General features: G+C 64.3%; 10 protein-coding genes. 7 read left to right on the top strand and 3 right to left on the bottom strand.

The features are described from left to right. The first annotated feature begins 51 nt into the window (after positions 1-51). The 7 genes from HPY44_05470 (at position 52) to HPY44_05440 (ending at position 9,495) form a co-directional block, all read left to right on the top strand. Positions 52-1,035, top strand: a complete 984-nt coding sequence (locus HPY44_05470) for a DUF128 domain-containing protein (GenBank protein NSW55441.1) — start codon at positions 52-54, stop codon at positions 1,033-1,035. Positions 1,036-1,459: 424 nt separating this feature from the next. Continuing rightward, on the top strand, positions 1,460-2,236 hold the full coding sequence (locus HPY44_05465) for a hypothetical protein (GenBank protein ID NSW55440.1): 777 nt from the start codon (positions 1,460-1,462) through the stop codon (positions 2,234-2,236). A gap of 119 nt (positions 2,237-2,355) precedes the next feature. After that, complete coding sequence (locus tag HPY44_05460) at positions 2,356-3,219, top strand: formylglycine-generating enzyme family protein (protein ID NSW55439.1); 864 nt, start codon at positions 2,356-2,358, stop codon at positions 3,217-3,219. Between the two features lie 253 nt (positions 3,220-3,472). Then, the gene (locus HPY44_05455) at positions 3,473-5,158 is read left to right on the top strand and encodes a hypothetical protein (GenBank protein ID NSW55438.1); all 1,686 of its coding nucleotides are present in this window, start codon (positions 3,473-3,475) and stop codon (positions 5,156-5,158) included. After that, a complete protein-coding gene (locus HPY44_05450; GenBank protein ID NSW55437.1) occupies positions 5,136-6,035 on the top strand; it encodes a sugar phosphate isomerase/epimerase in 900 nt (299 codons plus the stop codon). The genes HPY44_05455 and HPY44_05450 overlap by 23 nt, the downstream gene beginning before the upstream one ends. Before the next feature lie 47 nt (positions 6,036-6,082). Continuing rightward, positions 6,083-6,838 (top strand): sugar phosphate isomerase/epimerase, encoded by a 756-nt coding sequence (locus tag HPY44_05445; protein ID NSW55436.1) that lies wholly within the window; start codon positions 6,083-6,085, stop codon positions 6,836-6,838. Positions 6,839-6,858: 20 nt separating this feature from the next. Next, a complete protein-coding gene (locus HPY44_05440; GenBank protein ID NSW55435.1) occupies positions 6,859-9,495 on the top strand; it encodes a hypothetical protein in 2,637 nt (878 codons plus the stop codon). Between the two features lie 34 nt (positions 9,496-9,529). Here the strand turns inward: HPY44_05440 and HPY44_05435 are convergent, their stop codons facing one another. From HPY44_05435 to HPY44_05425, 3 genes are read right to left on the bottom strand one after another with little or no spacing between them, the layout of a single operon-like run. After that, positions 9,530-10,618, bottom strand: coding sequence for an NADH:flavin oxidoreductase (locus tag HPY44_05435; protein NSW55434.1), 1,089 nt, complete (start codon positions 10,616-10,618; stop codon positions 9,530-9,532). 29 nt (positions 10,619-10,647) lie between these two features. Beyond that, positions 10,648-11,985, bottom strand: coding sequence for a TldD/PmbA family protein (locus tag HPY44_05430; protein ID NSW55433.1), 1,338 nt, complete (start codon positions 11,983-11,985; stop codon positions 10,648-10,650). A 42-nt stretch (positions 11,986-12,027) separates the two neighbouring features. Next, positions 12,028-13,422 carry a TldD/PmbA family protein gene (locus HPY44_05425; GenBank protein NSW55432.1) on the bottom strand — a complete coding sequence of 465 codons (1,395 nt, stop codon included), beginning with the start codon at positions 13,420-13,422 and terminating at the stop codon, positions 12,028-12,030. Positions 13,423-13,446: the final 24 nt, after the last annotated feature.

Here is a 13,446-nt window from a genome sequence, read left to right as displayed (position 1 = left end):
TCCTTATATCCGGAAGTTATTCGGCCCAAAATTGGGCTGGGGGTGTGCGCTTTGCCGGAAATAGGACGGAAAGAATATGCGATCCTGCGGGTGCTCGGCGGGTTCAATGAGCCTGTGGGGGCTTCAAAAATAGCGCGCCGGCTCAGTGACCAGGGCATCGACCTGACGGAGCGCGCGGTGCGTTACTACCTCCAGGCGCTGGATGAACGTGGGCTCACGCAAAGTTTGGGGCGCATGGGCCGCAGGTTGACGGAGCAGGGGCGGCGGGAACTTGCGAATGCCCGGGTTGCGGACAAGCTGGCTCTCACGCTGGCGAGAATCGACACACTGTCGTACCTGACCACCTTCGACATCGCGCGCGGAACTGGAAGCGTGATTCTGAACCTATCCCTGTTCCGGCAGGCCGACTTCGATGCCGCCCTGCGCATCATGCGCCCGGTGTTCAACTCGCGGTTCGCCACGAGTGACCTGGTGGCGGTGCTGGGCCCGGGACAACGGGTGGGGGATTTCGCTGTGCCAAGAGGCATGACGGCCCTGGGCACGGTATGCAGTGTGACTATCAACGGAATCCTGCTGAGCCACGGGATCCCGGTGAATTCGGAGTTCGGGGGGCTGGTGGAGATCAGCGGGCACGAGCCGGCGCGGTTCACGGAGATCATAAGATACGGCGGCACATCCGTGGACCCGGTGGAAGTTTTCATCAAGGGCCGTGCGACCTCGGCGGGAGAGGCGGTGGCTACCGGTTCGGGGAAAGTGGGCGCGGGCCTGCGCACATGCCCGTCCGCGGCGCGCGAGCATGTGCTCAGCCTGATTGACGAAATGGCCGCATGGAGGCTGCGGGGAGTGATCGCGGCGGCCGGGGAGAACCAGTCTCTGATGGAACTGGACATCGACGTGGGGCGAATGGCTTTCGTGGTTGCGGCGGGGCTGAACCCGGTTGCGGCTGCGGAGGAAGCCGGGTTTGAGACGCAGAATCAGGCGATGGCGGTGGTCTTCGACTACGAAGCCCTGCAGCCGGTGGCGGAACTGTACTGACAGCTCCCGCCCGGAGATCCGGGCGACTTACGCGAGGTGCGATCTGCGCATGACTGCACGAGACAGACTGTTGACCACTCTGGACCACAGGGAGCCGGACCGGGTGCCGCTGGACATGGGTAGCACTCATGTAACGGGCATCGCCGTGCGGGCGTATGAGGGCCTGCGTAAGCAATTGGGACTGCCCGCGGTAGAGCCGACCATCGTGGACGATGTCCAGCAGATCGCGCTTCCGGACGAGGACGTGGTGGAGCGCCTGGGCATCGATGTGCGGGGCCTGTTCCCCGTGACCAGCAACACCATCACCGTTCCCGTAGCCGACGTCGGCGACTACTGGGAGTACCTGGACGAGTGGGGCATCGTTCACCGAATGCCCAAGGATGAGGGTCTGTATTACAGCCTTGTGAAGAGCCCGATTGGCGGGATGTCTGCGTCGGTCAGCCGGATCGAGGAGCACTCCTGGCCCAAGGGTGACGACCCGGCGCGCATCGTGGGGCTCCGGGCGAAGGCTGAGGCATACCGTGCCGCAGGGTATCCGGTTGTGCTGAAGAGCGTCTGCGCGGGGTTGTGTGAAGTGGCATGCCGGGTGCGAGGCATGGAGAACTTCCTGTGCGATCTGATGATCGACGAAGACGTGACCCGCGCGTTGCTGGACAAGATCCTGCAGATCAAGCTGGATTTCTGGAGCATGGCGCTGGGTGAGCTTGGGGATCTGGTTGACGTCATGCTGGAGGCCGACGACTATGGCACCCAGGATTCGCAGCTTGTGCCGCCGGCGAAGTTCAGGGAAGTGTTCAAGCCGCGCCTTGGCGAGCTTCTCGCCACAATGAAGGCCGCGGCACCCCACGCGAAAGTGCTGTTTCACTCGTGCGGCAATGTGCGCGAGATAATCCCGGATTTCATCGAAATCGGCGTGGATATCCTCAACCCGGTGCATGTACGGGCCACAGGAATGGAGCCGTCTGGGCTGAAACGTGACTTCGGCGATGCCCTGTGTTTCTGGGGCGGCGGCGTCGACACCCAGGGCGTGCTCCCGAACGGGACCCCGGACCAGGTCCGAGAGGATGTGCGGCGCAACGTGTCGGCTCTCATGCCCGGCGGCGGGTATGTGTTCAACACAGTGCACAACATCCAGGCGGATGTTCCGCCGGAGAATGTCGTGGCGATGGTCGAGGCATTGCACGAGGTCGGTGTGTACTGAGTAGCGGCGCGGCACAGACGGACCGCGCCGGGGGTGAATGTTTCAGCCTGTGCCTGTCCGAGCCGATACTGCCTGTGCGGAGTGAGAAACCAGACAGGCGGTGATCGGCGCTGCTGAGCATGGCGGGCGACGAGTACGGTCGAGCGGCGTCCATGGCGGAGTACGGGCTGGAACTGATCGCGGTTCCGGCCGGGGAGTTTACCATGGGCACGGAGGTGTCCGCCGTTCGCGATTGCGCCACGGCCCGGCTCGGTGTGGACCACGTCGAGGCCAGAGAACGCCCGGCGCATACGGTGCGTCTCGGAGCCTTCCTGATTGGTCGATTCCCGGTGACGGTGGGACAGTATGCCGCGTTTCTCGCTGAGAGCGGCTATGTGCCGGACGGTCTACCCGCAGCGAGATTTGGCGCTTTCGATGAGCGCCTGCCTGCATGTCACGTGTCCTGGAACGATGCCAATGCTTTCTGCGAGTGGCTTTCCCTCGCGGTCGGGCGGACCTACCGGCTGCCGACCGAGGCCGAGTGGGAAAGAGCAGCCCGGGGTGACGATGGCAGGCGCTACCCGTGGGGAGATGCCGCGCCGTACGCAGACGAGAAGAGGCCGTCCGACTTCGCGCAAGGTTTCCAGCGCGTCTTCCCGTGGCGCAAGACGGTGCGGGCGAATTGCCGCCGCTGCAACTGTGGCCGACAGTTCGGCAACCCCACTCCGGTGGGCAGTTTTCCCGATGGTGCGAGCCCGTGGGGTTGCCAGGATATGCTGGGAAATGTCTGGGAATGGTGCGCGGACTGGTTCGCGCCAGACTATTACAGTCGATCCCCCGTGGATGACCCGAGGGGCCCGGAGACCGGTCGCAGCAAGGTGATCCGGGGCGGCGCATGGGATACGCCGGCAGACACGATCCGCGCCGCGCTGCGCATGTATGATCGCCCCTGGGGCATCCCCTTCTTCCCCTGCGGCTTTCGGGTGGCGTGCGAGCCGGGTTAGCGCAGCCTGCATGCAACGCGCATTGGGTATAGGCCCCGAGTTCGTCCCAGCGCAAACTCGGATGTCAGCCCTTCGATACGTTGCGGGTGTCACTGGGTCTCGAAACAGCGGTTTCACTAGTGAGCACCACGCGAGGCGCAGTTTACCCAATGTACGTCCCACGAAGGTGCCGAGAGCCGGCCACGCGAACCTGTCTCCTGTCCATTGTGGCCTGAACACGTCACGAGTTCCGGTCCCCGTTTAGGAGGCAACTATGATCAAGGCAGGGCTGCTCCCATTCATGCTCGCAGTTCCCGCGCTGGCCCAGCAGGCTTGGGCCCCCGTGGAGTTCCCGATCAGCTACTGGTTCGGCCCGCCTGCGAGCGAGAACAGGTTGGAGACTTGGCAGAGGGTCAAGGACTGTGGGTTCACGTTCGCGGGGCCAAGGGGCGGCTACTCGATCCAGCAGAACAAAGCCCAGCTTGACCTGTGCGCGCAGGTCGGCCTGAAGGCGCTGGTGGTGGACCCGCGCATTGACTGGCAGATGACCGCAAGCGCGAAGTGGAAGGAAACCCTCGCGGCGGTGGTGGCGGACTACCGGGACCATCCGGCCCTATATGGCTACTATATCATGGACGAGCCGAACTACCAGCAATTCGAGGCGCTGGGGCTCATCAGCCGCGAACTGGAGGCACTGGACCCCGCACACCTGCCGTACATCAACCTCTTCCCCACCTACGCCTCGGTGGATCAACTGGGGACGCCGACATACGCGGATCATCTGGACAAGTTCCTCAGCATCACCCGAGCGAGGGTGCTGAGTTACGACCACTACTGCCTCCTGAAAAACGGCAAGGATCGCGTGGATTACTTCGAGAATCTGCGGTTGATCCGGGATGCCGCCCTGCAGTACGGAGTGCCCCCGTGGAACATCATCCTGGCCCTGCCCCACCTGAGCTACCGTGACCCGACGGCAGGCGAGATGCGATGGCAGGTGTACACATCCCTGGCGTATGGCATGAAAGGCATTTTGTGGTTCACCTACTGGACCGACCCATCGTGGCTGGAAAAAGGGGAGGTCGCGATCGTTGACAGCGAGGGAAATCCCGCGCGGCTGTACCCCATCGTGCGCGAGCTGAACTTCGAGATACAGCGGCTGGGGAAGGTGCTGCTGGGGCTTACGTCCACTGGCGTCTACCACACGGGCGATCAGATTCCGGCGGGCTGCACCAGGCTGGGAACGGACGCAATTGTGCGATTCGAAACGGATGTCCCTCTGGTGGTCGGGCTTTTCCAAGATGCACAGGGTGCGCAGTATGCGATGATCACCAACAGCAACCACGATGAGCCGGCGGACGTGGAGGCGCGGTTCAAGCCCCACGTCACCGGCGTTTCGCTTGTGCCTGCGTCGGATGGGCAGACCGTCGATGTGGATGGGAACGCGGTGAGAATGACGCTGGAACCCGGTGGCGGCAGGCTCTTGAAGCTGGAGACACAGTTCAAGTATCCCGATCCACCCGTGGTAGAAGACAAGATCGCATTCCAATTCGACAAGGATGGCGAGCTTGAGGGCTGGGGCAACTTCGGCTCGCTGAGTTCGCCGAAGGTTACAGGCGGCATCCTTTCGCTGGACCTGGGCCGCGCCGACCCGCTGATGTGCCGGCGCTTCCTGAATATCGCGCCGGACCTGTACAGCACCATCAAGGTGCGCATGAGGCTGTCTGGCGGCGCACCCACCGCCCAATTCTTCTGGACAACGGATGTGGAGCCCGGATATGCAGATGACAAGTACCTGAACTTCGCTATCCAGCCGGACGGGGAATGGCACGAGTACACCATACCCGTGGCGGAGCATCCGAAGTGGAAGGGGCAAAGAATCACGGCGATCCGACTGGATCCCACAGTTGCAGGACCCGAGAATGGAGGGAAGCTGGAGATTGACTGGATTATCGGAGAGTAACCGGGCCCGCGGCAGGGACGGCGGCGGCTGGGCTAAGCGCCTGGGACTGTCTTCCCTTGCGGCCTCAAGCTGTGTGTCCTCGCCGGGCAATGATGTGTACAAGGGTTTGGAGATTATCGCGCAGGCCGGGTTCACCCATGTCGAGTACAGCGACCAGTCAAGGCCGTCGTTCCTCGATTCGCCGGACGATGAACTGGAGCGGATCCGGGCCTGCGCGGACAGTCTCGGGCTGGTCCTGTGGTCGGCACACTCGCCTTCAGCGATGGTGGACCTGGCGGACCCCGACCCGGCAAAGCGCGCGGAGGCGTTCGATGTGCACTGTCGCTGCCTGGAGGGCCTCGCGGCGCTGGGAATCCCGCATTTCGTGGTTCACCAGGTGTCAACCGCCGAGAATGACCCCGAGGAGCGACTGCGGGTAGGGCTCGATGCAGTGATGCGCCTGAGATTCGTGGCACAGGATTTCGGAATACGCCTGCTGGTGGAGAACTTCACGATCTTCGACCCCGAGGATCTGCTGGATTTTGTTGATCTGGCCGGGGAGGACGGGCTGGGGATCGTGCTGGACACCGGGCACGAGTGGCAGATGGGCAGGGATCCAGCGGAGGGCATCCGCATGTCGGGGCCGCAACTGCGCAGCGTACACCTGCACGACAATCATGGCGAGGGGAGCATCGACGAGCATCTTCCGCCTGGAATGGGCACGACGAACTGGCCGGCCGTGCTGGACGCACTCGACGAGGTGGGCTACGCGGGCCCGCTGATGATGGAAGTGATCCCCCACGTCGAGGCTACGAAGGGCATGTCACCGGAGGAGCTCACCAATGCCTGCTACGAGAACATGCTAAGAATCTTGGCGGAGACAGGTCGCGCGGACTGAGGCGAAGAATGAGACAGCTGCATGGATGAGCCAAGGGAGGGTCACCGATGAGACTGGGAATGGTCACTTACCAGGTCGCCAAGGACTGGGACCTTGACACGCTGATCGACATGTGCCGCAAGACGGGGTTCGAGGGCTGCGAACTGCGGACGACCCACGCCCACGGGGTGGAGCTATCTCTGTCACAGGATGAGCGGGCAGCAGTGAAAACCAAGTTCCAGGAGAGCGGCGTGGTGCTCTTCGGCTTCGGAACGACCTGCGAGTATCACACGGCCGATCCGGATGAACTCCGGCGGCAAATCGACGAGACGAAGGAGTGGGTGAAACTCGCAAAGGACACGGGGGCAGTGGGGGTCAAGGTAAGACCCAATGGTTTCCCCGAAGGCAAGAGCGAGCAGGAGACGCTGGAACAGATCGGGATGGCGCTCAAGGAGTGCGGCCAGTTCGCTGAAGAATACGGGGTGGAGATCTGGCTGGAAGTTCACGGCCGGGGCACTTGTCACCCGCCGCACATCAAGACCATCATGGACGTGTGCGACCATCCGCTGGTGGGTGTCTGCTGGAACTGCAACCAGTCAGACATCGTGAACAAGTCCGTGGAAACATACCTGCGGCCGCTGGTGGCGAAGGTCCGCGAGTGCCATATTCACGATCTGTATGAGGACTACCCTTACCGGGAGATGATCCGGATCCTGCGGGAGTCGGGCTTCACGGGTTTCTGCAACATCGAGATGCCCGAAAGCTGTGAGCCCGAGCGGCTGCTAAAGTACTACAACCTGCTCTGGCGCGAGTGGACCCGATAGAAGCGTTCCGGGGGGCTTGGATGATCCGCACCCAACAGCGCACATGCATAAGGGCCACGGTCTGCTGGGCCGTGGCCCTCGCGTGTCTGGTCATCTCGGCTCGCGCCGATGATCGGCCGGCGGCGAGAGCGGCTGGAGAACTTCACGCGGGAAAGTATGACGTCCGTGCCCGTGCTGCGCGACTGCTGGGATATCTTGGCGGAGCGGAGCACGGACCCGCGCTGGCCGACATGGTTATGCGCGACCGGGCGAGACAACCTCGCGAGGCAGCGGCAGTGGCGCTTGCACAGATCGGTGCAGAATCGTACGGCACGTTCGTGGTTGCGCGACTTGCGGGTGAACTCGGCACGCCCGACCCTGATCTGCGCATGGAGCTGGCCAAACCTTTCATCCTACCGTGTGCGACACTGTCGAGCCCCGAATACCTGGCTCTGATGGCCCGGCTGACTGCCGACAAAGATCCGAGGCTTCGCCGAGAATGCCTCAAATGCCTGCCGCTCATGCCGGCCGGATCGGGGCTTCAGTTCGGGATCGCGGCTCTGGATGATCCCGATCAGGACCACCACGCCCTTGCGCTGCAGGCCCTGATCTGGTGCGTCGACGCGGACACTGCCGCGGCTCTTGCAGGGCGTATGATGACTGAGCAGCCTTCGGAAGGGAACGCCCTGGGCATGCTTCGCGCGATGGCCGCCCCAGCGGGACTGGAGCAGCCGAGCGCGACCGCTGGACTGCGGCATCCAGCCCCGGCCGTTCGAGCGCTCGCAGCAGCGCTGGCCTCGCGAGTGCCAGGGACCCGGAGCCAGTTGGTTTCGGCCTGTCATGACGCGGCGCCGGGGGTGCGGCGCGAAGCAATTGCCGGGCTGGGGCGGATCGACCCTGGCGCGGCTGCCCGCATAGCGATGGGCAACCCAGCGCGAGATGCACTGATCCGAAAGCACTCCTGGGCCGCAGACTCCCCAGCGGCGGATGAGCTCGTTCTGGGCACATTCATGGCAGACGAAGGGCACGGGGTGTGGCGCGCCGCCGAGTGTGTGGCAAGACAGCGAGACGGTATGACAGTCCTCACGAGGCTGGCCAGGAGTGCAGATGCAGCCGAAGCCAACGCGGCGGTGCGGATGCTGGCGGCGGAAGGAACGCTGGATGCCTCCCGTGCGCTGGCGGCCTGCATTTGGACGGAGCAGGGAGGCTTGGCCGCGAGTGCCCCGCCCGTGGTGGAACTGGCCCTGAGAGGGCTTCTGGTCGCCGATGAACCCCTGAGAACCGCGCCAATGCCAGGGTCTGCGCAGGGACTGAACGAGGATGCGCTCTGCCGGCTCATCGATGCACTCGGAGCGATGGGGACGCAGGAGGCGGCAGCCCGGCTCCGGGGCCTTAGAGCGAATTGGATGACGACCGAGGGCCGTTTGAAGCGCGTTCGCGCTCTGGCCCCGGTGGAAGGAACGGAAGCGCAGCAGGCGCTTTTGGAAGCGCTGAACGACCATGACGCGAGGGTGCGGCAGCTTGCTGCCGATGCGCTGATGTGGCGAGGTGGCGAGGACCGGTCGGTCTTGCTGCGCTATGCGGAAGGCCTGGAGGGAAACGTTCGGGATAGCGTGCTCTGCTCCGCGGTCCGGCATGCCGCCGTGAGCGGCTTGCTCCGGCCAGACCGCTGCGGTGTCGAGGAACTGCGGGCAGTCGCCTCGCAGGTGCGCGGCGACACCGACGATCCATACCTGCTTGCTCTCTGTGCCGCGGCGGGGCTGGACGGCGCGGAGTACATGCTGCGTCATGCCCTCTTGGGCGCTGGTACGGATGCGAAGGCACGGGTGGAACTGTGTCGTGCAGTGGGCAACATCGGTGGCGGCCCCGGATATACGGCGCTCGGAGAGCTGCTGTCGATGCTGGCCGACGATGCCCCTGCCGCGGCGTGGCACTCGGGGTCGAAGCGGATCCCGCTGCTGCTGGCCGCGATTGAGGCAATGGGCTTGTGCGGAGACCCGAAGGCCGTCTTCCTGCTGGAGCCGTTCCTCGCCGACGCGCCGACAATCCGGGCCGCTGCTTTGCGGGCGCTGGCCCGACTGATGCCGGAACGGTGGAGCGCGCTGTGTGAGAGGGCACTGTTCGACGGTGACGACGGGGTGCGATCACTCGCTTCAGGCCTGGCCGCGGGTCTCAGCGACAGGGGCGCCCGTGCACTCCTGCGGGAGTTCAGCAATGCTGAGACTGGGCAGAAAGCGGTGCTCATTGCATCTCTGGGCAGATGTTTCTGCCCGGCAGCAAGGGACGCGTTGCGACGAATTGCCGCGAGCGGTGATGCGCCGGAGGCTGCGAGAGCGGCCTGGGCGCTGGCGGGGGCCCGTGCAAGCGAAGACAACCTGGATGCCGCCTTGCTGCTTGTGGACAGTGGGCTGCTCTGGGTTCGGGATGGCTGCAGAGATGAGGATCGCCGGAGCCTGCTGGCCGAGGGAAACAGCTGTCGCGCAAAAGTGATGCTGGCGGCAGGACACCCGCAGGCCGTACGCTGGGCGCGGCTGGCGTATCTGGACGAGCCGAGGCCGGAGACGCTGAACCTGATCGCAGACTGCATCGCGCTGAATGGGCATGGGGAGCGCGCGGGTCACCTGCGACGGGTAGCAGCGTGGCAGAAATACGAGTTGGCGGCCAACGACAGCAGGTGAGCCCGGCGCAGCCTGGACCGTGACGCCCGGTTAGTCAGCGCCGCTGGAGGTATTCGCGGCCCGAGCGCGGGTTCTGAGTGCAGCCGATGGGGATGCCTTTGCGAAGATTGCCGAAGCACATGGCATCGCATTTGGTGCACGCGATGATCTCGCGCTCACGTCCTTCAAACACCTTGCGCGGCCAGTCGGAATCGGCGATCAGCTGTCTGCCCACGGCGCAGAGATCGCACTTGCCGGAGACCAGGGCGGCTTCGGCACGGGCGGGGTCCTCCATTCCGCCCACCGCGATGACGGGAGCGCCCAGCGTCTTGCGCGCCAGAGCCGCGAGATTGCAGTGGATCGGGTCAGCCAGATCGCATCCTTCGGCCGGACCGACGGATCCATCCGCGGTACTGAATCTGCTCTGGGGCGGGCGGTCGGTGGTTGAGGGCGAGATGTCCAGCACGTTGACGCCGGCCTGCAGCAGGGCGCCCAGGAAGTCGATGCTGTCATCCAGGGAATACCCTTCGGCCTGCTGCATAGTGTGGCGCCAGAAGACGGGGTAGCTCTTCCCCACCTCCGCACGGATTGCGGACGCGATCTCGATCCCCAGCCGCATGCGGTTCTCCAGGCTTCCCCCGTAGCGATCGCTCCGCCGGTTTTGCTGAGCGCTGAACATCTGGTTCAGGAAGAAACCGTGTGCTCCGTGGGGTTCCACTCCGTCGAAGCCCACTGCCTGGCACCTTGCGGCGGCCTTGGCGTAGGTGTCGGGCATTGCGGCGAGTTCGTCTTCGGTGGCCGCCCTCGCATCGGGGGTGGCGCTTGGGGCGAAGGGGTCGCCGTTAGCAGCCCGGGAAGGCTGGAAGAGCTGGACCACTACGGGGATCCCGTGACGATGGATGCGCTCGACGGTGCCGGCGAGGCGGTCGGCATAGTCGGGGTCCGCGAGACGCTCTACCCAGAGGGCCTCCATAATGATGAGGCCCACGCCACCTTCGGCGCGGGCCTCATACCACGACTCAAACTGGGGCGAACCGACCTCCATTGCTGAAGCCATCGGGGGCATGACCACGCGATTGCGCAGGTCGAGACCGGCGATGTTCGCGGGTCCGCTGAGCACGGGGTAGCTGTCGGCGCCGGGCATCTTCGGCCTCCGGGGCGCAGGCGTGGGCGTCAGGCCCCGCCGATGATCATGATGTCGCGGATGCGCAGGCTCGGAGTGATGCTGCCCGGCTCTTCGCGGTAGTCGCTGGAGACGGCGTCAATGTTGCCCAGCATCTCGAAAACGTCAGTGCCCACCATAGTGGTGGACACCGGGTAGGCGATCTCCCCGTTCTCAATCTTGAAGCCGAAGTCCACCGTGGCGGAGATATCGCCGGTAGTGCTGTCGGGCTGCAGGCCGCCGTAGTCGATGTAAAGACCGTCCTCGATGTCGGCGATGAGCTCCTTTTCGGTGCGGCTGCCGGGCATGATGTGCAGGTTCGACGGGCCGATGCCCACTCCCGCTGAGGAGCCGCTGCGCCGCGCATGAGCGGTGTTTTCGACGCCTGCCTTGTTGGACGTGTAAGAGTTATGCAGGTAGGTGGTGAGGACGCCGTTGTCGATGAGGGCACGTGCTCTCTTCGGCACGCCCTCGCCGTCGATCCCTGTAGAGCTCAGGCCGCCGGGAATAAAGGGCTCCTCGCGGACAGTGAGGCAGGGCGCGGCGATCCGCGTCCCGGCGCGGTTGACCATGAAGGAGCGCCGGCGCTGTACGCTTTCGGCATTACTGGCCCCGATGACCGCTCCGATGAGCCCGGAGACGGCCATTGGCCCGAGGACAAGGGGCATGCGCGCCTTGGCGATCTGCCTGGATCCCAGGAAACGCAGCGCGGTCTCAGTAGCGATGCGCGCGACACCCTCGGGCTTGAAGTCTTCCAGCCGCCGCGCGGCGTCGAACTCGAAGTACGCACCGACATCGTCCCCGCGCTGGACCACGGCGAAGAAGTTGATATCGACGCTGGTGCCCCGGGTGCTGTAGGCGACTCCGGTGGAACTGGCGATAGCCTTCTCGCCGTAGTCCAGGCCCGCACCGCCTTCAAGGGCCACTTCGGGCGCGACCTCGCGAGCCTCTTCGATTCCCGCGCGGCACCATTGGACCACAACGTCAACCGGCAAGCCTGCAACAGCATCGTCCCATCGGCCGGGGACTTCCTCCCAGGGCTGAGGGTCGGGCAGGCAGACGAAATCGGGGTCGCCGTGGGTGGCTTTCGCCATCTCAGCCGCCTGTCGGCCCACGGTTCGAGCCGCTTCCTCGCTGAGGCTGGTGGTGGTTGCTGTGCCCATTCCGCCACGATAGAAGGCGCGGACGCCGATTCCGTAGTCACGCACGACCTCGCACTCCTTGAGACTGGAGTTCTCGAGGTCCACACCCACGCTGATGCCCGAACCCACAGATGCATCGGCGAACTCCGCGCCGTTTTGCATGGCGGCCTGGACAGCCAGTTGGGCGATATCAAGTAAGTCCGGCATGTGACTCCTCCTGGTTCGCCGGGAGCAATTGCCCGGCCGTTGCTACTCCTGACCGCCCACGACGACGTCGCTTATTCTCAGATGCGGTCCGCCTGAATCCACAGGCACGCCCTGTCCGTTCTTCCCGCAAGTGCCTCCCAGCTCGAATCGCACATCATCGCCCACGGCGGTGACCTTGGAAAGGGTTTCGAGGGTTAGCCCGGAAATACAGACATTGCGGTAATGCTGGCCGAGCTTGCCGTTCTCGATGGCCCAGGCGTTCTCGACGTTGCAGGTGAACTGGCCGCGCGCTGTGAAGACGTATCCCCAGTGGCCCCCCGCGAGGTAAAGACCCGACTTGGTGTCGGCGAGCATGTCCTCGAAGGAACAGTCACCCGCGGCGATGAGGGTGTTGCTCATGCGCACAATAGGGCCGTAGTTGTGGCCCTGGCAACGACAACTGCCCTCAGGCCGGACACCGAAGCGTGCTGCGGTCTCCAGGCTGTGCATGTAGCCCTGCAGGATGCCGTCCTCGACGAGCACGTGGCGCTTCGCAGGAGTGCCCTCGTGATCATACGAGAAGGAGCCATTGAGCTTCGGTAGCGTAGGGTCGTCGTAGATGCTCACGCCTCGCGCCGCGACCTGCTGTCCTTCCTTGCCGCGCAGGATTGAGTTGCCGGACCAGACTGCGTCGGCCTCGCAGTTGTGCCCAAAGGCCTCGTGGACAAGCAGGCCGCAGATGAGCGGGTCGATGATGACATCGAACTTGCCTGCGGGTGCGCGTTTGGCCGACAGGAGCGCCAAGGCCTTCTGGGCGGTGGCGACGGCGAAGGTCTGCGGATCGATGGCCTGGATCATCTCATAGCCCAGGGAGTTGGACTGGTGCTTCGAGGCGGACTGGCGCACATCCCCGTCCAAAGCAGTGACGTGAATGTTCAGCCCACAGCGCACGGCGGTGCCGGTAATGTATGTTCCCGCCGTGTTGGCGATGATGCTGGTCCCGGCAGAGTCGCGGTAGCTGGCTATCGTGTTCACAATGCGGCGGTCAGTCTCACGGGCAGCGCGCTCCAGTTCATAAACGGTCTGCACTCGTTGGCTTAGCGGGATATCACGCGGATCCACCTCGAACTCGGCTTCGACGTGGTCTTCGATGGGCTCGATGTCGCAGACCATGCCCGGGTCGGAGACGTCGGCGCTTGCGGCTTTCGCCATGCTGACTGCATCCCGGACACAGCGCTTCATCTCTTCCGCAGTGGCGTTGTTAGTGGGCGCAAAACCCCAGGCGCCATCGACGAGTACGCGCACCCCGGCGCCGGAGGCATGGCCGGTGTTCACACGGTCGGCGATGCCGTCCTGAACCGAAATGCTGGTGCCGGTGCCTTCGGTGACGCGAAGGTCCGCGAACTCCGCTCCCAGTGATTTGGCGAGCTTCAGGACATCCTCGATGATCTCTCGCATGGGCGACTCTCCAATGGTGAAGCA

It is taken from the genome of Armatimonadota bacterium (genome assembly GCA_013314775.1).
Classification (GTDB): domain Bacteria; phylum Armatimonadota; class Zipacnadia; order Zipacnadales; family JABUFB01; genus JABUFB01.
Note: the sequence above shows the minus strand (reverse complement) of the source record. Positions and strands in the feature narration are given on the sequence as shown.